This is a genomic window from Polynucleobacter sp. AP-Titi-500A-B4, from assembly GCF_018688095.1.
In the GTDB taxonomy this organism is placed as follows: Bacteria; Pseudomonadota; Gammaproteobacteria; order Burkholderiales; family Burkholderiaceae; genus Polynucleobacter.
The window spans coordinates 1,179,567-1,202,189 of sequence record NZ_CP061311.1; the positions used below are offsets into that span (position 1 = coordinate 1,179,567).

Below are 22,623 nucleotides of genomic sequence, written 5' to 3' on the forward strand. Positions count from 1 at the left end.
GATTATTTTTCTGCTGATTTTTCTGCTTATTCTTCTGCTTATTCTGATGATCTACTATGCATTGATTTTCATTGCCGCATCCACCGCATCACCCAATACGCTGCATAAGAATTCCACTTCTTTGGGCTCTGAGATAAATGGAGGCCCAACGGCAATGACATCTCCTGCAACACGCACCAGAGCACCTCTTTCAATACAGGCTTCTAGCACCTTGAGAGCGCGTAGACCAGGTTTACCTGGGACAGGATCAAGCTCCACTGCGCCCGATAAACCAAAGTTCCGAATATCTAGCACGCCGCTCTTACCCTTCATGGCATGGAGGCCATTTTCTAAGACGGGTTCTAGTGCTTTAGCGCGATTGACTAAGTCATCTGATTCAAAAATATCCAATACTGCATGACCCGCAGCCGTTGGAATAGGATGGCCTGAATAGGTATAGCCGTGGAAGAACTCAATCGCCTGCTCTTGCCCGCCATTGCCAATAATGCTGTCATAGATGTCGCCGCGAACGATCACGCCACCCAATGGAATTACCCCATTTGTGATCGCTTTAGCAAACGTAATCATGTCGGGCATGACACCAAATCGGTCAGCGCCAAAGTTTGCCCCCAAACGACCAAAGCCAGTAATGACTTCATCAAAAATTAACAAGATGCCATGTTTGGTACAGATCTCTCGGATCTTTTGGAGATAACCTTCAGGCGGAACGATCACACCCGTTGAACCCTGTACCGGCTCGAGAATGACAGCGGCAATCGTATTGGCATCATGCAAGGCCACAATCTTTTCTAATTCATCGGCAAGGTGTGCGCCCCAGGTAGGCTGTCCTTTTGAAAATGCCATTTGCGATAGGTTCAGCGTGTGTGGCAGATGATCTACTCCGGGCATCATCATGCTGGCAAACATTTTCCGGTTGGCTACCATTCCGCCAACAGAGATGCCACCTATACCAACGCCATGATACGCACGATCACGACCAATCATCCGAATGCGCGAAGCATTACCCATCACGCGGTGATAACCGATCGCAATCTTTAGCGCTGTATCTACTGCCTCAGAACCAGAGTTCGTAAAAAAGACTTTGTCTAAACCTGCTGGGGCCATGTTAGCAATACGAGTGGCCAAGCTAAATGTGGCCTCACTAGCCATCTGAAAGGCTGGGCAATAATCCATGGTTTCATATTGCTTAGAGATGGCTGCACCAATTCGTGGATCAGCATGCCCCAATGGTGAGCACCACAGCCCAGAAAGGCCATCAAACAGCTTACGACCATGATCGTCATAGTAGTAAGCTCCCTTAGCAGACTGCATGATCTTCGGATGCTGATGAAAGTAGCGGTTCGGCGTAAATGGCAGCCAATAGGCTGACATATCTACACCGTTTAATGTTTTATTTGCTGCCGTCATGAATGTCTCTTGTAGTCTGTATCAATCTGTTTTATGAATATCCAATACTATATTACCCATTGACCCTTTGAACTTACGGACCTTGAAATGACGATCTTTAAATCCCTCTTTTTGAGCACTTGCACCCTCTTGGGTTTATTGAACACCGCATTTGCTGCACCAGAGACTGATTGGCCTAAAAAACCCATGGTGGCAATTGTTTCCTTTCCAGCGGGCGGTTCTACAGACATCTTTGCGCGTAGCGTGACTGCTCCTTTGGCTGAAGCCCTTGGGCAGTCGATCGTGGTAGAAAATAAACCTGGTGCTGGGGGCATGATAGGTTTGCAAGCGGCTGCTAAAGCAGCGCCAGATGGCTACACCATTCACATTAGCGCACTGACTAACCAATCGATTTCTTCGGCATTATTTAAAAATCCCCCTGCTGATTTACAAAAAGATTTTGTGCCGGTGGCTTTAATTGGAACCATTCCCCACTTAATTGTGGTGAACCCTACAGTTCCAGCAAAAAATCTGCCTGAGCTGATTGCTTTTATCAAATCCAAAAAGGGAGACTTCAACTATGCATCCCAAGGTAATGGCAGTCTCTCGCATCTAGAGTCCACCCTATTCATGCAACGTATTGGCGCAACTGGCACGCATATCCCTTATAAGGGTAGTAGTTTCGCCTTGCCAGACCTGATTGCCGGCAATACCTTGATGATGTTTGATAGCGTAACTGCTTCATTACCACATATACAAAGCGGTAAGCTTCGCCCGATTGCAATTGCTGCTGCAGAACGCTCACCCTTGATGCCCAATGTCCCAACCCTAGGGCAAGATGGCATGAAGCAATTTGATGTCGAGAATTTTTATGCTGTTTTTCTTCCTAAAGGCACTTCACCAGCCGTCGTGGGTAAGCTAGAGCGCGAGATTCGCAAAATTCTGACCAATCCTGACTTCAAAGCGCGGATGGCGGCGCAAGGTATTCATCCACAGTTTGCCAATTCTGAGAAGTTGGCTGAAATTACTGCCGAAGAAGCAAACAAATGGACGAAAGTAGTAAAGTCAGCGAATATCAAAGTTGATTAATCATGCTTCACCCTTATAAGTAAATCCATGCTCATTTCTCCCCCATTTGGCGGTGGTCGCGCTCCAGTACTCGCCAGAAATACGGTTGCCAGTTCACAGCCTTTAGCAACCCAAGCCGGTATTGAGGCCTTGCAAAAAGGAGGAAATGCAGTCGATGCTGCACTCGCAACAGCGATCACCCTGACCGTAGTTGAGCCAACCATGAATGGGCTTGGTGGTGATGGCTTTGCTATTTTGTGGGACGGTAAAAAAATTCATGGCCTGAATGCTTCAGGTCGTGCACCTGCAGCCTGGACTCCTGAATATTTTTCAGGCAAGTCCGCAATGGATCTCATTGGCTGGAATACTGTCACCGTTCCGGGAATGGTCGCTGGTTGGATTGAACTCTCTAGAAAATTTGGCAAGTTGCCCTTTGCGCAACTCTTTAAGCGTGCAATTGACTATGCAGAAAATGGTTTTCCGGTTTCTCCGGTGATTGCACGCCAATGGCGTGAAGCCATTCCGATTCTGAAAAATCAACCGGGCTTTAGCGAATCATTTTTGATTGATGGCAAAGCTCCTCAGGCTGGTCAGATATGGAAATACCCCGCTCAAGCAAAGACCTTAAAAGAAATTGCGGCTACCGAAGGGGAGTCTTTCTATAAAGGCCCTATAGCTCAAAGCATGGTGGATTTTGCCAAGGCGACTGGTGGTTGCTTCACGATGCAAGACTTTGCTGATAACAAACCAGATTGGGTGGAACCCCTCGCCTTTGATTATGGGGACCACACCCTCCTAGAAATTCCACCCAATGGTTCAGGCATTGCCGCACAAATGGCTTTGGGTATTTTGCAAGCCGCCAATGCCAAACAATATCCTGCGAATTCAGCACAACGTATTCATTTACAAATAGAAGCGATGCGCATGGCATTTGCCGATGCCTATGCTTATGTATCAGATGCACGATCGATGGAAGTTCCAGCGTCAAGTCTCTTGGATCGTGACTACTTAGCAAGTCGTGCTGCATTGATTGATCACAGTAAGGCTGGCAGCTATGGCCCCGGTGATCCTCATTCCGGTGGCACCGTCTATCTTTGCGCAGCTGATGAATCCGGCATGATGATTTCCTATATTCAGTCGAACTTCAAAGGATTTGGTTCTGGCGTTGTGGCTCCAGGCGGCATCGCCTTCCACAACCGTGGCATGGGCTTTAGTTTGATGGATGGCCACCCTAATCAAGTTGCTCCCGGTAAGCGCCCTTTCCATACCATCTTGCCCGCGTTCTTAACGAAAGATGGCAAGCCAGCAATGGCATTTGGTGTGATGGGCGGCAATATGCAACCGCAAGGCCATCTTCAATTTGTGATGCGGTTTGTTGACGAGTATCTCAACCCACAAGCCTGCTCTGATGCGCCACGCTGGCGTATTGACGATCTTGGCAAACTAACAGTTGAAGCATCTATGCCGCAAGGCATTGTGGATGGACTTAAAGCCATGGGGCATGAAGTGTCTGTTCAGCCTGCCAATAGCCTGGACTTTGGTAGCGCACAAGCAATTGCTAAGTTAACGGATGATGTCGCCTCTGCCTATATTGCTGGTAGCGATCACCGCCGCGATGGATTGGCGGCTGGGTTCTGATTCCTGAATATCACTTACTTATCTGATAAGCCAATTGCCAGGGAACTATCACAAGCTTCATAGTCACAAACATAGGAAGTGACGTGAAATTTAAGCCCTATAGGGTGAATGCCGCTTGAAGAATATTCAAACTAGCGCCTAATAATTTATTGTTTACTGAGCCAAGTCGCTTTACTAGGCGACTTTTATCAATCGTACTTATCTGATCAAGCAATACCAGTCCTTTTTTGCCATCATGAGTGATGGGCAAACGATAAGGTGCTTGACAACCTTTGGTGGTCATTGGCGCAATAATCACTGTTCGCAAAAAATCATGCATCTCTTGAGGAGACACAATGATGCATGGTCGAGTCTTTTTAATCTCGCTACCTTTCGTTGGATCTAAATTAATGAGCCAAATATCTCCGCGTGAAACGATACTTTTTACCAAACCCAGTCCTCATCACCTTCGTTCATAAAGTCACCCAACACTAATTTGTCCTCACCAGCCTCAGCAATGACTTTTGAAGCCTCAGCCCAGCCTTGGCGGAGATTTTTTTGGGGCTTACTTAACACTAGTCTGTTGCCCTCAACAATCAAATCAGCCTCATCCTCAAAGCCGACTTGCTCAAGGATAGCCTTTGGAATAACCACTCCACGAGAGTTACCAATTTGCCGAATTTGGAGGTGCAACTGTTTTTTCATAGTGATAACAATGTTATAACAAATTTGACCAGAAGTCAAACTGATCATTTAAACTTGGTGGGTAGGCAATTCATATAAAAGCGTTTGATCTCTTGATCGCAACTCACATCCCTGGGTTCAATCGGTCTTTGTAGAGAAATGCCCTCAATGGTTTTGCAGCGGCTTAGGGCCACATAAACCTGTCCTGATGCAAACGCTCCAGATGAGAGATCTACTTTGACCTTATCCAAGGTCTTGCCTTGACTCTTATGAATGGTGACAGCCCAAGCCAGCATAAGCGGTATCTGCACATAAGTACCGATAATGCTCGGCGAAATCTTGCCTGACATCATGTCGTGATCGTAACGATACGATTCCCACTGATGGCCAGTAACTTCAACGGTATTTGAGTACGGCCCGTTTTGCACCATCACCTTAACCTTATCGGGAAGTAACTCACGCACTACGCCAATCGTGCCGTTGACCCAACGCTTCGGAAAGCCTGGATCTGTTGCAGTGAACATCACCTTAGCGCCGACTTTCAACACTAAATGATTGGGCGATGGCAGATTGCGCTCATCGATATTGAACTTACCAGTCGTTTTGCCTGCATAGACCTTGCCATCAGTCGTAATGGCACGTAGTCCCGCCCCATTGATCTGATCAGCCCTTGCATTGGTAGTGGTCAAGGTAATGGTTTGTTCATCAAGCACCTCATCCTTGCGATAGCACTGGGCATTAAGAGTATCGATAGCCTCCTCCACCCCTTGGTTAATCCGAATGCGGTTTAAGAGGCTAGCGAAGTGTTCATCTTTTTGGCGGAAGATCTTGGATAACTCCACCATAGTGACATCTTTACGATGCAAAGCCATGGCACAAAAGAAATAGGGCCCTTCGTAACCTCGATCAGCGAGCACTTGCATATCCGCACTTGAAACTACTGGTGGCAATTGAAACAGATCACCCACAAACATTACCTGAATGCCCCCAAAGGGCTTGCCTTTTTGTGGGCCGTTCTCACGCAGGAACAAATCCATAGCGTCAACTACATCAGCACGCACCATGGAGATCTCATCAATGATGAGCAAACGAATGTCTTTATAGAGCCGCTTATCGCGCAGCGGCTTAATATCTTCTTCAGGAAAGATTAAGCGTGGCGGCAGTCTAAAGAAGGAATGAATCGTCACCCCCTTGACTTGCAACGCTGCCACCCCAGTTGGGGCAACGACGACAACATTACCGGGGATAGTTTCTCGTAGATGACCAATTAAGGTTGTTTTACCAGTGCCGGCTTTACCGCTCACAAAGATATAAGGATCTTGACGCTCAATAGCCTCAATCACTGCCTGGTAATCAGGGGTGATTTCGATTTCAGAAGAGATGGATTCAGCAGGAAGGCTCATGGGCACACAAACTATACCTTGAGTTCTCAAAACCCAGATGAAAGACTATAGAACAGAGATGGGTGCGACTTAGTGCAAACCTTTAAAGAAGAAACCCAAGATCCTTTTGGCTAAATTTTGGCTTTGCTCTCGCAAATCACTAATAGCAGAGTTATTGGCCATGGCAGCAGAATGCGCTTGACGTTTTGCAAGCAATTCGGAGATCTCATCAATCAATCTCAGATTGGATTCCAAGATGGGGGCAATATTTTCTTTTTTGATTTCAACTAATACGGCATCTGCTTTTGCGAAGACATCTGCAGAGCGAGGCGCGCCCGTTAAAAGAGACATTTCTCCAACGCAGTCGCCAGGCCATAGGGTCGCTACTGTGATGGCATTGCCATCTTTGCCAGGAACTTTGACCTCTAGCGCCCCTTCAGAAACTAAGAACATGCTATCAGCCTGCTCTCCTTGACGAATCAATTGCTCGCCTTTAAAACAATGAACGACAGTAGCCGTCTTGGATAATTGCATCGCCTCATCATGGCTCATCACTCTCAGAATGCCGAACTCATAAATTTCATAAAAACGATTGGATGTTTTAGATTCGTACTTATCTAAGGTTTGCACTTCCATAGAGCTACCAGTATTGATACCTGCCGCTGTCAGGAAGCGCAGCGCTACCTGCATAATTCTTGAATTAGAATCAATTGGCTTTAAATGTGGCTTGCACTCATAGGCTATTAAATAGGTAACACTTCCAGACTCTAGCGATTTAATGCCGCAATACTGCCAGTTCATAAAATCAGAATCAGTATTAATGACTGATTCCAGCACCAGATTCAATACCCCCATGACTTTTTCGGAATGATTGAGGGCGTCAAGCTTAATTTCTAGCGTTCTTCTGGAGCCCCTGCCTTCGTCCTGCTTACTTAAATTGACATAGCTCATGCCAATAAAACGGGTATTAGGAATCTTGACCAAATAATCAAAGCGATTACGCAAGGTGACCATTCTCCGATCAAACTGTACGACTTGGTAATATTGAGTGCTACCGTTATCCGAGACTTCAATCCAATCGTTGATAGCAATCAGCCCATCCGTTTGAATCACAATGCTATTCACCACATCAGAAATCATGTCCCTACAGACATAACCGATGCTCAAACCAATGGCACCTGATGCCGCCACAAGATTGGATACTGAATGGTCATATAGCAAGATAAAGCCAGCCAAGCCAAACATGGCATAGATCAAAATGGTGAAACATTGGACCAAGATCGCAGGAATCTGTGATTTTTTGGAATGGTGGTTATAGCGAGCAACTGATCTGCGCATCACCACGTCAGCAGTTATAGCGAATAACACAAACTGAAAGATGGCTGCTACATCAATCAGACTGAACTGGTGTGAATCCGTGAAGTCTGTAATCGTCCAACCCCATATTGAGCCAGTGTGAACATCTAACCAAGAAATCAGCAGCAAATTACAGGCCATCAGGACCCATACTAAGTATTTAAGAATTGCTGGTGACTTTAAAAAGCTCATTTGACTACTTGCTTAGAGAGGTCTTCGATAACACCCCAAACCAATTTACGACCATCTTCATCGGCTAATATGAAACCACGTATCGAGATCGGAAAACGAGTGCCATCTTTACGAATGTATTCCTTATAGTTCGGGCCAAATGAACCTGTTTTATTCAAGGTCTCGATTTGTTCTTGCTCTTGCTGCTCATATTCTTTAGGGGTGATATCCCAAAAAGAGAGCTTGAGGAACTCTTCTTTGGTGTATTGGGTATATTCCAGTAACGCGTCATTGACCTCGACGAAATCACCTGTCGTATGATCGACCATCGCCATACCAATAGGTGAATATTTAAAGAGAAATTTAAATCGCTCTTCCGAGTTTCTGAGCTTTTGCTCTACGGTATCGACCATTTGATAGCTAGGTGCAAGATCGGTCACATCATCTTTATGCTTTTGCGCAATTTCCTTAAAATGATCTTGCTCCAATACAAAGGCCTCAACTACTGCTGGATCGAAGTGTGTGCCTTTTTTGGAGATGATCTCTGCAACCGCTTGATCATGAGTCCACTCTTTTTTATAGACACGCTCACTAATGAGGGCGTCATACATATCAGCTAAAGACATGATCCGTGCGGATATAGGAATAGCTTGACCAGATAAACCACGTGGATATCCGCTGCCGTCCCATTGCTCATGATGGCCATCAGCAATCTGAATCGCAACGCTCACCACGTCGCCCACATCCTCTTCCGGAAACTGTGACATGGTGGAACTCAAAACAGTCTCGCCAATGAGGGTATGGGTTTTCATGACGCCCCACTCTTCCTTGGTCAGACCGCCCTTTTTATACAAAATAGAATCAGGAATACCAACTTTACCAATATCGTGCAAGGGTGCTGCTTGACACATCTTCTCTATAGTGTGCACAGTTAATTCATCTGCATAGACACCCAAGGATCTCATGCGTGTAGCTAAGCGTCGGACATAAGCTTTAGTACGAATAATGTGTGCACCTGTTTCATTATCACGAGCATGTGCAAGTGCATTTAAGCTGGAGAGCATGCGCAATTCATTATTGGCAGATTTTTTCTCCTCCTTACGCCAAGCTCGCTCTAACAAAATATTACTAATTCCCAAATACACGAGAAGATTCGAGGCCACCCCCAAAGCACGGAGCATGCCCGTGAGAGCACCCTCTTGGTAAATGGTTGAGACTGAGGTGCCACCACTAATTCCCAGCGTAATCCCAAATACACGTATTGCAACAATCGCCAAGTGAATGCAAAAAGCTATCTTGAGAACTAAATGTTGTCTTGTTTGTTCCCCTTTAGGAATCAAGAAAAGCTCAACCAGACCAAGTAGCGAAAGGATCCCCAATACAGAGGCGACAAAGTAAACCCTGGTATTAAAGGAGGCGTAAATCCTTAAAAATTCATAAGCAACTAATAAGACAACAAAGGCAATCCAAAAATTCCGATAGGGAAATCGATTATTAGCAGGATCCCACGATTTGATAAACAAAAAGATGGCAAGGGAAGAAAAAATAAGACTGGTATTACCAAGTGACAAAAAGAAGAAAGGCTGAAGCCCCGCCATGATGAAGCCAAAACACGATAAGGCCATCAGGATAAGTGCGGCAGGCCAATAACGGTGATCTTGATATTGAGAACGAAACTCTTTGTGGCTGATAGCTCCTAGAAAAATCACTAAGGTCACTACTGCCATAGAGATGTAAAAAACGAAGTTGAATAATTCCATTTTTTTACTTCCTATTGGGGAGTTTCAGCGTACAAATGAATGGAATTTCTACCATTCATCTTAGAGCGATACATGGCCGTATCTGCCCGTTTAAATAGGCCCTCTTCCGAATCGGCGTCATTAGGGTAAATCGAGATACCCACGCTAATGGTGGTATCAATTAACTCACCGCCAACAGATACGCCCAGCGCAATTGCTGACTGAATCTTCTTCGCAATTTCTAGTGCATCTTCAGGGACGCGAAGATCCTCTAGGAGGATAACAAACTCTTCTCCACCGAGGCGGCCCAATGAATCAGAATCTCTGATACAGGCCATCATCCGATTACAGGCAGCCTTGAGAACCTCGTCACCCGCAGCATGTCCAAATTGGTCATTAATACTCTTAAAATGATCGATGTCAATAAAGAGCAAGGCAAAGAGCGTCTTTTCACGACGGGCTTTCAATATGGCACGTTGCAGGCGATCAGAAAATAGCGCTCGATTAGGCAGGCCCGTTAATGAATCATGATTGGCCAAATGCTGAACTTGAGTAAGCGATACTGCCAAACGTCGATTGAGCCTCCAGACATAATAGGCGGCAGCAAAAATACATAAGCCGACAATAATAGAAATGGTGAGAGCGCTATAGAGCCAATTGAGTTTTTTATGTGGACTAGAGTCGTAAATAAATCCCTCTAATGAAAAATTGGGATTTAAGCTGCCAGCCTCAATATAAATATCTACTGTATGTTTCCAACGCGCTTGGGTCATGAAACCCACAGGCACAAGATCTGCCCGAATGAGTGGATTTAATTTATCGCGTTCAAATGCAATTTTTTTGTTGGTCTCTTCTGGGGCATATTTTTGAACAATGGCAGCAGCCTCTTCCGGATGACTGATGATATATTCCCAGCCTTGCAGACTAGCAACCCGAAAACGCTCAGCTTGTTGAATATTTTTATCTATCTCCTTACTAGAAGTAAAGAGATTATCTCCATACATATCAATACCAATCGATCGAGGGCTGTAGACATCGAAGGGGAACTTTGCTTGAGACAGGCGATAGGGTTCATTGCTGATATAACCCGAGATAGCGCTCACCGAGCCATTCATGAGTTTTTCGACCGTATCCATTCCTGGAGCCGATGGAATTAAATTTTTGAGGCCTACCTTCTCTCGTTTTAGGTAGACCAGTAGTTCATCTGATAAACGTCTCAATAAAATGGGCTTACCACTGAGATCATGAATACTTTGGTTATCAGTTACCCTCTTAGCAATAATCACATAAGGCGAGTGCTGGAAGATAGTGGCCAGCACCACCACTGGTGCACCCTCTTGTCTCGCCAAGAGTAAACCACTGGTGCCCGTACCATAATTTGCTCGACCAGAAATTACTTCGGCAACTACATCCTGACCAGCTTGCAAAGGTTTGATATCCACATCAAGACCAGCAGACTCGTAGTACCCCATTTCTTTTGCCGCGTAATATCCAGCGAACTGGTAAGCATGAGACCACTTGAGCTGGAGCACCACCTTTTCAATTGCAAAGGCGGGCTCTGCAAAAAATAATATGCAAACGAAGATGCTGAATAAGAATGAAGTAATGCGCCTGTGGGTCAAAAGTGGAGCTTTCTTAGGAATTAAGCTAAAGCTTATAAAGATATGATTTATTGGTATTAATGTAGAGTACGGTCATTATTAATCAGAGCCCCTATTTTCAAATTAGTAGTTAACTACTAAATGTAGTTTTTATGAGAAAAAATATAGGTTAAAAGTACTACATAAACCTAAAATACAGTTACACTGCGCTGATGTTGATGAATTCCAGCAAAAGCCCAGACCAGATCAAAGTTCAGCTTATTGACCCCCATCAGATTACGCTTTGGGGGATTAAGCAGTTATTGGCAGGTGATAAACGATTTGAAATTTGTGCAACCGCATCAAATTCTATTGAAGCCTTAAAGCTGGCGATTTCATCCAAACCAGACATCATTGTTCTCGAACCAGATTTACATGAAGAAGATGGTATTGAGATTATCCCTACCTTAATAGATAAGACCAAAGCAAAGGTGATTATTTATACCGGTAGCCGTAGTTCAAAGATTCACGATCAGGCCGTTGTTAAAGGTGCACGTGGGGTTATCAATAAAACCGAATCGATAGATACGCTGGTCAAGGCAATTGAAAAAATTCATGGTGGTGAACTTTGGCTTAACCGAAATGCAACCTCTCGTATCTTGTTGCAAATTGCACAGGCAAATTCCCCAAAAGAATTATCTTCTGAGCAGAAAAGACTAAAAACACTCACTTCTAAAGAAGAAAAAGTAACTCGTGCTATTCAGCTCTACTCTGAAAAAACACTGAAAGATATTGCAGAGACGCTACACATTAGTGAGCATACATTACGAAATCATCTTGCATCAATTTATGACAAACTTGGTGTTCGTAACCGTCTTGAGCTTTATGTATTTTGTGGAAAATTCCAGAAAACTGACAATCCCAATATGCATCCTAAGCGCCGCTCGAGCGATAAATAATCTATATTGCCTGTAATTGCAGGCTCTAGGCCTCACTTAAAGTAGGCAGCCACCTTTTGAAAATCATCTCCATCAAGGCTTCCACCTAGTTGGCATAGCCTTAAGTAGGCAATGAGATAGTTGTATTTCGTTTGAGCTAAATCTCTACGAGTATTGAATAGACCTTTTTCAGCTAGCAATACATCCACATTGATTTTATCCCCAGCCGAGACACTTTTCCGCATTGCTTTGACTAATTGCGTAGCAGATTCCTGTGCGCTACTGAGAGCCTGAACCTTCTGCTTTCCCGAAACCACTAAATCGTATTGTTTACGCAGTTCAGTGATCAATTTGTCTCTGGTTACTTCAAAATCTGCTTGAGCCTTTTCATAGTTTGAATAGGCTTGATTGGTTCGAGCGTTCACTTCACCACCGCTATAAAGCGGCATATTCAATTGCACGCCCACGTAGGTTTGATTAAAAGTTTGGTTAATACTGGTCACAGTATTTGAGGTCTGAGTTGAAAATGCTCCTATCAAATTCACAACAGGATAATGTGCTCCATGATTTTTTCGATACTCCTGCTTGGCAATTTCAACATTACTGGTTGCAGCTTTAAGCTCAGCATTGCTGGCTAAAGCCTTATCCTTCCAATCTTCAAAGCGCGTGGTTGGCAAGTTAATAAATTGGAAGTTGCCCGATAACTTGCTAAGCTTTGATGCGCTCTCCATAGGCTCACCAAGCATGCTATCTAATTTTCGTTTTGCATTTTCGACAGCATCTTTTGCATCCACTAATTTGGCATCAGCCACTTGGTACGCTGCCTCAGCCTCTAACATATCGGTTACAGAAGCTTCACCATTCTTATTTAAACTTTTTGCAGCCTTATATTGTTCATAAAATGCATCTCTCTCTGCAGTTTGAAATTGCAGTTGATCAAGCGAAAAGAGAACATCCGTATAGGCCTGCAACACGCGCAGCAGCAAATCTTGGGTATTAAAAATAAATTTGGATTGACTGAGGTCAGCCTGAGCAATACCTTGCCGCCAGCGTGCAAAAGCATCCAAACTAAAAATTGGTTGAACAACTTGTACATACGAATAATTACTGGGGTAATTCCAGTTATAGGCAATATTTGGACCGCCAGTGTATTGGGCTCCCCATTGCGTAGCGCGATTGGCATTTTGATTATAGCTAGCGGTGAGCTTTGGCAGGACTGCAGACCTTCCAATAGGATTATTTTCCATACCCGCCTCATAATCTTTTGAGGCTGAACGATAAACGGGATCATTTCTCAGAGCCAATTCATAAGCCTCAAAAAGGTTCAGGGCTTGTGCTGCATTGCTAGCTAAACTTGATATAGCCAGCAGAAATATTGACGAGAACGCGAAATGCTTTTTCACGCCTAATCTTCCCTCATGGCCGTATAAGCCCTATCAAATATAGGCTTCATTAAGTAAGTCATCATTGATTGCTCACCAGTCTTGATAAATAACTCCACTGGCATACCAGGTCTTACCTTCAAATCGCCAAGCATTTTGGCGCCTCTATTAGTGGTAATAGCTTGTATCTTGTAATAAGGTGCGCCAGTTTTTTCATCGACAATGCGATCAGCGCCAACAGAAATTAAGGTGCCAGGAATATGTGGGGTACGATTCATGTTGAATGCTGTAAACATCATTTCTACAGGCAGATCAACGCGTACCTTGTCAACCAAGTGGACTGGGAGCTGACCCTCAACCATCATCGATTCCTTACTAGGAATCACTTCCAGAAGCTTGGCTCCCGGACTAACAACTCCGCCTATAGTGAAAATGGATAAATTGACAACCTGTCCATCAACTGGAGACCTTAGCTCTGTATTTGCCAAATCATAGTCAGCAGGATTTAACCTTTCGGTTTGCTCTGCAATTTGCTTTTTGGTACGTGTTAAGTTGCCTTCGTCCTCCAATATGGAGCCCTTCAACTGCAGTTGCTGGCGCTCCATCTCGAGAACTTTATTCTTTGGTAGGTATCCGTCTATGGCTAGTTCACGCAATCCTGTTAATTGACGCTCAAGTAGCGCCGATTGTTGTTTTTTCTGCGCAATTGACTGAGCCAAACCATTGGCCTGCGCCTCAAGCCCGCTAATAGATTCTCGAGTAGCATTTGCTTGTGCTTTGGCATTAATAGGATTTAAGCGAATTAGAACCTGACCAGCCTTAACGGTCTGACCCTCTTTGACGAGAATCTCATCCACAATGCCTGGGGAAGCTGGTTGAATTGCCTTACGGTTGCTGTCGGTAATGACCCAACCTGTTGTGGAGACCCCCTTCTCAATCGGGGCAATACAGGCCCACAAAATAGCGCCGCCAAATCCCCATATCACCACTTGCCACCCTAGCCAAGCATAATAATTTTCGTCACGCTCAGCAGTCCACCAATTGAGCCAGCGCTTTACAGACTCCGCTAGATCATCGATGATGATCTTGATCCAGCCAGCAACGGTGGCATACCACCGACCAACAATAGGCCCACAACTCTCTCTCATGACTTGATCAAGTCTTGAGAATAATTTAGTAAAAAATCGATAGATCACTGTGCCAGAGAAAAAGATCCACAGCTTTTGAATGAGACGTGCGAGCAATCGAATCATGACTGCTCACCCGCTGGCTTCATGCCTGCAATCTGATTTTGAGGTGCTTGTGGTGGTGCTTGAAGAGCTGCCAATACTTCAGGGGTAGGTCCAAAGATTTTTAAAGCACCTTCTTGTAGCAATAGTAATTTGGTAGTGACCTTCAGCACTGGCACACGATGTGTAATGAGAACAACAGTAGCCTTTCGTGCCTGTGCCTGCACTATTGCCTTAATAAGAGCGGCCTCACCTGCTTCATCTAGATTTGAATTAGGCTCATCTAAAACAATAATATTGGGCTTGCCATATAAAGCTCTAGCCAAAGCCAGTCTTTGTTTCTGACCGCCTGATAAGCCAATTCCACCATCCCCGATTCTGGTGTCATAGCCCTCCGGAAACTGAAGCACCATTTCATGGACACCCGCAGATTTCGCTGCCTCAATGACATCCTCAGACTTGAATTCGGTAAAGCGCGCAATGTTTTCACTCACAGTACCAGGAAAGACTTCAATATCTTGTGGCATATATCCAATGGAGGGCCCAAGCTCATCTTTATTCCAGCGATAAACATCAGCTCCATCAATCCGTGCGCAATTGGGTGTGGATGGCCAAATACCAACCGCAACCCTAGCTAAGGTAGATTTCCCAGAAGCACTTGGACCTATCACCCCAAGAATATCGCCCGGCGCAATACTAAAAGTAATATCTTTGATGACAGCCTTTTGCACGCCTGGTGGTGCGGCAAAAACATGCTCCATCGATAAGTAGCCCTCGGGCTTAGGCAAACTCATCCCAGGAATTCTGGGAGGGTTATCGCTCAATAATTTTTTTAGGCGATCATAAGCACTCGTTACCCCACGCCACTGTCTCCATACGCCAATCACCATTTCAACTGGGCTTAATGCCTTGCCAAGCAAAATGGTTGCTGCAATCATCATTCCTGGTGACAAGCTATTTTCCAAAACCAGAAATGCCGCGAACCCCAATGCTAATGACTGCATCAGGGTTCTAAAGAACTTTGTGACGGCACCCATAGAGGCGGCGCGCTGACTTGCAATGGCCTGCATTTCTAAAAACTGGCTATGGAGCTTGTACCAACGCTTCTGCACATTGGGCAACATGCCCATAGACTCAAGCACTTCAGATTGACGTAAATTATTGCCAGCAATATTGGAAGACATAACAGCCAGGGTGCTGGCCTCAGATAAAGGCTCGTGTGTCAGCATTTCATTAAGCACTGCAACCACAATCAATATCAATACACAAACTGTTGAAAAGACCCCTAACCAAAAGTTAAAGAGAAAAATCACAATCAAGTAAAACGGAAACCAAGGAGCATCGAAAAATGCATAAAGCGATGGTCCAGTGACAAACTGGCGAATTGTTGTTAGATCGTTTAATGCCTGCCCTGCATTACCGCCTCTAACCTTTAGATTCTGCTCGAATGCTGCAACATAAGTTCTGTTATTTAATTCTGCATCAATTTTTTTACCAATTTCAATCACGGTATGACTGCGGATAGCATCTAAAGCTGCATAGATAACATATAGCAAGAGCATGATGAGAGATAGCATCAGCAATGTGAATTCATTGCGACTCGTCAAGACACGATCATAGACCTCGAGCATGTAAATTGAAGGGACCAATAAAAGCAAGTTCATACAGGCTGTAAAAAATCCAACCGAACGGAAAATCTTCTTGTAGCTATACAAGACAGAGAGGATTTCGTTGTCCGCTGAAGGAGGCTTAAGATACTTTTTCATTGGACGACTTAAGGCCAGCAAAGCAAAGATGCTCAGCAATACTCATGAAATGAGCCTGATTAATTGACATGCCTAGAGAATAGACACTTCAGGCCAATTAGTTGATAGTGTTGTTCTACCGTTTTCCTAGTAGAGGCAATAGAAATTCGAACTAATAAAATTAGTAGTTTTCTACTAATTTAGTGTGTTGAAGCCTTGCGTTTTGACTTTTGCATTGCGATCAACTGCTCTCTTCCTCGAATCGCATCTTCATACTGTGGCCTAAGCAGAATGGCTTTGTCATAACTTTCCAGAGCCAACTTCAGTTGACCTAGATCTACCAGTACCACTGCCTTGTTATTAAAAGCCTCAGCGTAATCCGCCTTGACTTTGATAGCCTGCTCAAATGAGATCAACGCATCTTGAGGCTTATTAAGTGCCCGCAAAACTACTCCTTGATTATTAAATGCAGCAGCATTTTGAGGGTTGAGTGTAAGCGCCTCCTGATAGTGCTTGATAGCTGACTCCATTTGATTGCTAGAGGCATATGCATTTGCTAAATGAAAATGTGCCTCTGCATAATTTGGCCTAAGCCGTATTGCCTTTACAAAATTTTCAATAGCTGCTTGAGTCTGTCTCAAGCTGGCTAATAAGATTCCGCGATTATTTAATGCATCAGCATAATTTGGCTCAAGAGTAATGGCCTGGTTATAGCTCTCTAAGGCAAGCTGGTATTGCTTCGAGCTGGAGTACACATTAGCCAAATTGTTGTACGGAACTGGATTTTTTGGGTGTATTTGAATTGCGTTTTTAAATAATTCACCAGCCTTAGGAAAGTCTCCCATCTGCGCCGCAATCAGACCCATAGAATGCAAAGCATCAAAATGATTTGGGACAAGCGTAATGAGCTCTTGATACTTAGCCCAAGCCTCTTTGAGCTTGCCCTCCATATGCAGTTGGATTGCCTTAGCAAAGAGATCTGCCTCGGTTGACTTATCTTTTCCAGAAACTTTCTTGATGGAACCTGTCTGAGCAGCTTTAGGGGCGGATTTTTTTTTGGCTGATTTAGGCTTAGATTTCCCTGATGCAGGGACGTCCGTTTCTTTGCTTACTTTCCTTGCGGCAGTCTTTACTGCTGTCTTTGTGGCGACCTTCTTAGGGGGGACTTTCTCGACTTTGGAGGAATCAGAGGCAATTATTTTTTTAGGCATATCAGCTCACTGCTAACGTATAAAAAGGTATGGGTGTAAATATGAATTCAATATAGCATTCCCTATTTGTTGCGCAAGGGCTATTTCAACCAGATTTTCTTGCTATTCCTTTTTACATTCAGCGCTATCATTCTCAAATGAACAGTCCGAAAATGCAATTTATTCAAGGTCTTAAAAGAAAGCTGCCAAGAGTTGCATTAGGATTTTTATTTGCAATCCTTTTTGCCTCTCAGGCTGGTGGCTGGATCCCCCTGCCCCTCATTGATCGCCTTGACGGAATGATTTATGACGTTCGTCTCCGCCTTACCGCTCCTGGAGGCGTCGATCCCAGAGTCGTCATTATTGATATCGATGAAAAAAGCTTGCGAGAACGGGAGCTAGGCGGAGAAGGCCGCTGGCCGTGGCCTAGAGACCGCTTGGCTTTATTGCTAGATCGTCTTTTTGATGACTATAACGTCTCACTGACGGCCTTTGATGTCATCTTTTCAGAGCGCGATGAATCCTCAGGAATGCGCGTACTAGAGAAGATGGTTAATAGCGACTTCAAAGGCGATCAGAAATTGAAGTCCCAATATGAGCGCATTAAACCTAGTTTAGATTTTGATGCGAAGTTTGCTCAGAGCATGAAAGATCGGCCCGTTGTCTTGGGCTTCACTTTTTTAAATCCCGGCGACACTAGCCATAAAGGCTCTCTCTCAGAGCCTGTGATGACCAGTGAACAATTACCTATAACTTTAGTTAGCCCAATGATTCGGGAAGGCTTCACTGGGAATTTAAATAGTCTTCAAAAGCTTGCTTCGGATGGAGGCCACATTAACCCAATCATTGATAGCGACGGCATTATTAGACGCATTCCCATGTTGGTTGAATACCGTGATCACTTTTACCAATCCTTAAGCCTAGCAAGCGCAAGAACCCTCTTAGGTAGCATGCCCATAAAAGAGATTTTTGCTAATGGAGCAGATAAAAACACCTTGGGCGGTTTAGAGTTCTTGGACGTTGGTGGCGCACTGCTTCCCATTGATGTGGAGTTAACGAGCTTCATCCCCTATCGTGGTCCCTACAAAAGTTTTGAATATATTTCAGCTTCTGATGTATTGAATAAATCTGTTCCGAAAGAAAAATTAGAAGGAAAAATTATTCTGGTGGGTACTACTGCGCCCGGTCTTCTTGACCTAAGAGCAACTCCAGTAGGTAATGCTTATCCAGGAGTTGAGATACACGCCAATCTCATTACCGGAATATTGGATGGAACGATTAAGCAAGCCCCCTTATGGACGTATGCCGCCAACCTCATTCTCATTCTCATTTCAGGGTTGTTAATGGCGCTCATCCTGCCTGCCTTAAGCCCAATGTGGGGAACTCTGCTTTCCTTTAGCGCTCTTGGCGCAGTCACATGGCTCAATCTCTATGTGTACCAAGCCGGGATTGTGATGCCCTTAGCAGCACTACTCAGTAGCTTACTGTTGATTTATTTAATCAATATCGCTTATGGCTATTTCATTGAATCCCGTAGCAAGCGTCTTATCACCGGCTTATTTGGACAGTATGTACCTCCTGAGTTAGTAGATGAAATGGCTCAGAATCCAGCTAACTTTAGTATGGAAGGCGAAAGTCGCGAGCTCACAATTTTGTTTAGCGACGTCAGGGGATTTACCACCATCTCCGAAAGTCTGGATGCCAAAACACTTTCTGAATTTATTAATGCCTTCCTCACACCTTTCACAAAAGTGATCTATAAAAATCGGGGCACAATTGATAAGTACATGGGTGATTGCATCATGGCATTTTGGGGTGCACCAATCTCAGATGCTGATCATGCACGCCAAGGCGTTATCTCTGCATTTGAAATGCTCAAAGCAATGGAAGAACTCAATATTGAATTTGTGAAAAGAAATTGGCCGCCTATTAAGGTTGGCATTGGCCTAAATTCAGGTAAGGTTAGCGTTGGTAATATGGGTTCTGAGATCCGTCTTGCTTATACAGTCATGGGTGATGCCGTGAACCTAGCCTCTCGCCTAGAAGGCATTACCAAAGAATATGGGGTTGCCATCATCATTGGTGAAGAAACCCAAAAACACCTTCCAGATCTCATTGTTCGCGAACTAGACAAGGTTAAAGTCAAGGGCAAAGATATTGCCGTAACTATTTATGAACCATTAGGCTTTCAAGGTAAAGTTTCTGAGGCAAATTTAACCGCCCTAACCCTCTTTAATAACGCTTTAGCAAGCTATAGAGCCCAACAGTGGGATGAGGCAGAAAGTCAGTTTGAGATTTTATTGGCAGATCATGCAGCTACAGGTGAGGTACTTTATATGCTGTATTTAGATCGCATTGATCATTTACGCGATAACCCTCCCGGATACGGTTGGGATGGCAGCTTCACCTTTACCAAGAAGTAATTAAAATAAAGCATGACTAGCAAATTACATATTCTAGGGTGTAGTGGTGGCATTGGCGCAGAGCTGCGTACTACCTCCTTCCTGCTAGACCAAGACATCCTAATTGATGCAGGTACTGGTGTCAGCGATCTATCGCTCGACCAGCTAAGAGCGATTGACTCCGTCTTTTTAACCCACAGTCACTTAGATCATATCTGCAGCATTCCTTTTATTCTAGATGCGGTAGGCGCTAGTCGCAGCAAGCCTTTAACGGTTTATGGAATTCCGGAAACGATAGAAGCGCTAAAGCAGCACATTTTTAACAACATCATTTGGCCAGACTTCACAAAGATTCCTAGTGAGGCTAAGCCCTTTTTGAAGTTTCATCCAATCCAAATTGGCGAGACAGTGGCAATTGCCTCTACAGAAAATCTAAACCGAACGATTCGCTCGCTACCGGTTAGTCACAGCATTCCTGCAATTGGTTACGCCATTCATTCGGGCGATGCATCGCTCATCTTCAGCGGTGACACTGGTCCTAGCAGCGCATTTTGGGATGCAGTTAACTCAATCAAAAATCTCAAACATCTTTTGATTGAGACTTCGTTTACGGATTCTGAAGAAACCCTAGCAGGGCTTTCTGGGCATTTGTGCCCTAGTCTATTGGCAAGTGAGCTTAAGAATCTACAAAGTCCTCATACTCAAATTTGGGTGTCTCACCTAAAGCCGGATGGCGGTAAATCGATTGTTGAAGAGATTGCCCAGTCCACAACTATTGATGTATCGATCAAGAAGCGCATTTCTGAATTAGCCAGAAACCAGATTATTACTTTTTAATAACCTGCTTTCCAGCTTCATTCAATTAGCCATGCCACTGAATCTTATCAACGTGAGTAATGTCATGTTGTGTACCATCTGCCGTCACAATCACAGCCTCATTACCAGCATGATCGGTTGAGAACACAATTTGCTTATTCGCTGTGTCCACAGTGGCAGTACCCGATTTAATAATGACAGTCCAGTCACCACCAGTAGCGTTATAAGTATTGGAGAGTGAGCCGCCCTGCGCAGTAATAGATGAAGGGCCGCCTGCCAAGCTAGTGATATCAACCACATCAGTCCAGCTTGCGCCACTGAGTTCATTTGCAAGAGTATGACCACTATTTGGACTAGCCAATAAATCAGGTACTCCTGACTCTACCCCACTAAGCGCAGCCATTTCGTATGTGACACCACCAATTTGTACAGACAGAGTGGTAGTTGATGTAGCGGCCGTAGCCTGGCTCACAATACCAATCACTGCCTGGACATTTGCAGGATTTGTAGATGTACCTAGTAAAGTCGTAGAGTAATCATTCAGCAAGTGGCTCAAGTCTACGCGGTCACCATCAGTCACACTAAAGTCGGTAATCTTATCTTTACCGTCCAATAGTGAGGTGTAGGCAAAGGTATCCTGTCCAGCACCGCCGGTAAGGCTATCAAGACCTAGACCACCAATAATGATATCGTTACCATCACCACCCAAAATTGTATCTGCACCAGCTAAACCTTCAAGGTGATCTGAGCCTGCCAAGCCTGAAATAGAATCAGCGCCAGAAGTACCAAGCACCACATCTGCTGCGGCAGTACCTGCAGAGACACTACTTGGCATCGATACAGAATTAACCAAATCGATTACCAGATTAGCCGTTGAAACATCGCCACCAGGATTGGTCAGCTTATAAGTAAATACTTCTTGCAAGCCAACGTTACCTACAGATGCAGTTGGTGTGTAATCATATGTGCCATCATTTTTCAAAATAAGAGTGCCATATTGACCCGTGACAGATACTCCAGATGAAGTTGCATCAACAAAACTTGCACCACTCAAAATACTGAGGGTGGTATTGGCCGCAGCTACATCAATTGAACCCCAACTATCTGTGCTGCCAATAAAGTTATTCCCGGTAGTGAGAATATTTCCAGTAGCATGGGTCACGGCTGTATTGGTAATTTGTGGCGTGAGATCTAAGTTAAAGTTATCAACACTTAAACGTAAACTATTGCCTCCAGTTGACTTGTCATCCGCAGATAGCATTAAACGATACGTGCCAACACTTAAAGTAGAGCTTGTAATCGTTGTGCTAGCTGTGGCTGTTATGCTGCCAGTAAATCCAGTACCAGTAAGTGCATTCCAGGTTGTGTTATCCGCAGCCAACTTATACAAGGTCCAGGTGGCAAGATCGCCTGTTCCATTATTGGCAATATAAGCATCAAACTTCAGAGCGCCAAGATTTGAGGAGGTAACTACAAATTGTGGAGTAATGACGCTTGCAGCACCTGTGGTGTTACCGTTATTGTCAGTAAGGCGGAGTAACGCCGCAGCACCAGTACCATTAATACCTGCATCTGACGTTGTACCACTCAAAGTACTTACACCCCACTTGTCAGTAGCAGCATTGAGAATATTATTACCAGTTAAATTATTATCAATTTGAACGTTTGCTGATCCACCAGAGGTAGTAAAGGCAGAACCCCATGAAGCAGATGCTGTTGAGAAATTATCCAGCAGAGTCGTTGCAACAGTACCTGAAGATACTGAGGTTGTAATCGTAGCCTGAGAATAGTTATCGTAAGCTTGGGCTGTGTCATTAACGTTCGTAATCGCCAGGCTTACCGCCTTATTACTTGCATTACCAGCAGCGTCGGTGGCTACGACGTTAAAGCTATAGGCAGCCTTCGTTTCATAGTTGGGGTTCGCTGTTAAGGTCACTG

At 44.5% G+C, this 22,623-nt stretch carries 17 protein-coding genes; 5 read left to right on the forward strand and 12 right to left on the reverse strand.

Going from position 1 to position 22,623, the window contains the following annotated elements; all coding sequences use genetic code 11:
* Positions 1-54 precede the first annotated feature (54 nt).
* On the reverse strand, positions 55-1,407 hold the full coding sequence (locus tag FD968_RS06090; RefSeq protein ID WP_215364652.1) for an aminotransferase class III-fold pyridoxal phosphate-dependent enzyme: 1,353 nt from the start codon (positions 1,405-1,407) through the stop codon (positions 55-57).
* Positions 1,408-1,494: 87 nt separating this feature from the next.
* Between FD968_RS06090 and FD968_RS06095 the strand changes: the two genes are divergently transcribed.
* Complete coding sequence (locus tag FD968_RS06095) at positions 1,495-2,475, forward strand: tripartite tricarboxylate transporter substrate binding protein (RefSeq protein WP_215364654.1); 981 nt, start codon at positions 1,495-1,497, stop codon at positions 2,473-2,475.
* A 27-nt stretch (positions 2,476-2,502) separates the two neighbouring features.
* Positions 2,503-4,092: a gamma-glutamyltransferase family protein gene (locus tag FD968_RS06100; RefSeq protein ID WP_215364656.1), complete on the forward strand. Its 1,590-nt coding sequence runs from the start codon at positions 2,503-2,505 to the stop codon at positions 4,090-4,092.
* 97 nt (positions 4,093-4,189) lie between these two features.
* On the opposite strand, the gene FD968_RS06105 is transcribed toward FD968_RS06100, so the two are convergent.
* The 6 genes from FD968_RS06105 to FD968_RS06130 all read right to left on the reverse strand — a co-directional run bounded on the left by FD968_RS06105 (position 4,190) and on the right by FD968_RS06130 (position 10,935).
* Positions 4,190-4,510, reverse strand: a complete 321-nt coding sequence (locus FD968_RS06105; protein ID WP_215368073.1) for a type II toxin-antitoxin system PemK/MazF family toxin — start codon at positions 4,508-4,510, stop codon at positions 4,190-4,192.
* Positions 4,511-4,515: 5 nt separating this feature from the next.
* The gene (locus FD968_RS06110) at positions 4,516-4,776 is read right to left on the reverse strand and encodes an AbrB/MazE/SpoVT family DNA-binding domain-containing protein (protein WP_371817729.1); all 261 of its coding nucleotides are present in this window, start codon (positions 4,774-4,776) and stop codon (positions 4,516-4,518) included.
* A 44-nt stretch (positions 4,777-4,820) separates the two neighbouring features.
* Positions 4,821-6,158, reverse strand: a complete 1,338-nt coding sequence (locus FD968_RS10600; RefSeq protein WP_215364658.1) for an ATP-dependent RecD-like DNA helicase — start codon at positions 6,156-6,158, stop codon at positions 4,821-4,823.
* A 69-nt stretch (positions 6,159-6,227) separates the two neighbouring features.
* Positions 6,228-7,685 (reverse strand): cyclic nucleotide-binding domain-containing protein, encoded by a 1,458-nt coding sequence (locus tag FD968_RS06120; protein ID WP_215364661.1) that lies wholly within the window; start codon positions 7,683-7,685, stop codon positions 6,228-6,230.
* A complete protein-coding gene (locus FD968_RS06125; protein ID WP_215364664.1) occupies positions 7,682-9,424 on the reverse strand; it encodes an HD domain-containing phosphohydrolase in 1,743 nt (580 codons plus the stop codon). The genes FD968_RS06120 and FD968_RS06125 overlap by 4 nt, the downstream gene beginning before the upstream one ends.
* A gap of 11 nt (positions 9,425-9,435) precedes the next feature.
* Positions 9,436-10,935 carry a GGDEF domain-containing protein gene (locus FD968_RS06130; protein ID WP_215364666.1) on the reverse strand — a complete coding sequence of 500 codons (1,500 nt, stop codon included), beginning with the start codon at positions 10,933-10,935 and terminating at the stop codon, positions 9,436-9,438.
* Between the two features lie 281 nt (positions 10,936-11,216).
* Between FD968_RS06130 and FD968_RS06135 the strand changes: the two genes are divergently transcribed.
* Complete coding sequence (locus FD968_RS06135; RefSeq protein WP_215364669.1) at positions 11,217-11,942, forward strand: response regulator; 726 nt, start codon at positions 11,217-11,219, stop codon at positions 11,940-11,942.
* A gap of 32 nt (positions 11,943-11,974) precedes the next feature.
* On the opposite strand, the gene FD968_RS06140 is transcribed toward FD968_RS06135, so the two are convergent.
* The 4 genes from FD968_RS06140 to FD968_RS06155 form a co-directional block, all read right to left on the reverse strand.
* The gene (locus FD968_RS06140; protein WP_215364672.1) at positions 11,975-13,324 is read right to left on the reverse strand and encodes a TolC family outer membrane protein; all 1,350 of its coding nucleotides are present in this window, start codon (positions 13,322-13,324) and stop codon (positions 11,975-11,977) included.
* A 2-nt stretch (positions 13,325-13,326) separates the two neighbouring features.
* The gene (locus FD968_RS06145; RefSeq protein WP_251367516.1) at positions 13,327-14,556 is read right to left on the reverse strand and encodes an HlyD family efflux transporter periplasmic adaptor subunit; all 1,230 of its coding nucleotides are present in this window, start codon (positions 14,554-14,556) and stop codon (positions 13,327-13,329) included.
* A complete protein-coding gene (locus FD968_RS06150; protein ID WP_215364675.1) occupies positions 14,553-16,298 on the reverse strand; it encodes a type I secretion system permease/ATPase in 1,746 nt (581 codons plus the stop codon). The genes FD968_RS06145 and FD968_RS06150 overlap by 4 nt, the downstream gene beginning before the upstream one ends.
* Before the next feature lie 179 nt (positions 16,299-16,477).
* Positions 16,478-17,488, reverse strand: a complete 1,011-nt coding sequence (locus tag FD968_RS06155; RefSeq protein ID WP_215364678.1) for a tetratricopeptide repeat protein — start codon at positions 17,486-17,488, stop codon at positions 16,478-16,480.
* A gap of 137 nt (positions 17,489-17,625) precedes the next feature.
* On the opposite strand from FD968_RS06155, the gene FD968_RS06160 reads away from it, so the two are divergent.
* Both FD968_RS06160 and FD968_RS06165 read left to right on the forward strand, forming a co-directional pair.
* On the forward strand, positions 17,626-19,890 hold the full coding sequence (locus tag FD968_RS06160) for a CHASE2 domain-containing protein (protein WP_215364681.1): 2,265 nt from the start codon (positions 17,626-17,628) through the stop codon (positions 19,888-19,890).
* Between the two features lie 12 nt (positions 19,891-19,902).
* Positions 19,903-20,706 (forward strand): 3',5'-cyclic-nucleotide phosphodiesterase, encoded by an 804-nt coding sequence (locus tag FD968_RS06165; RefSeq protein ID WP_215364683.1) that lies wholly within the window; start codon positions 19,903-19,905, stop codon positions 20,704-20,706.
* A gap of 25 nt (positions 20,707-20,731) precedes the next feature.
* On the opposite strand, the gene FD968_RS06170 is transcribed toward FD968_RS06165, so the two are convergent.
* The coding region (locus FD968_RS06170) for a calcium-binding protein (protein WP_215364686.1) at positions 20,732-22,623 on the reverse strand (1,892 nt) is incomplete at its 5' end.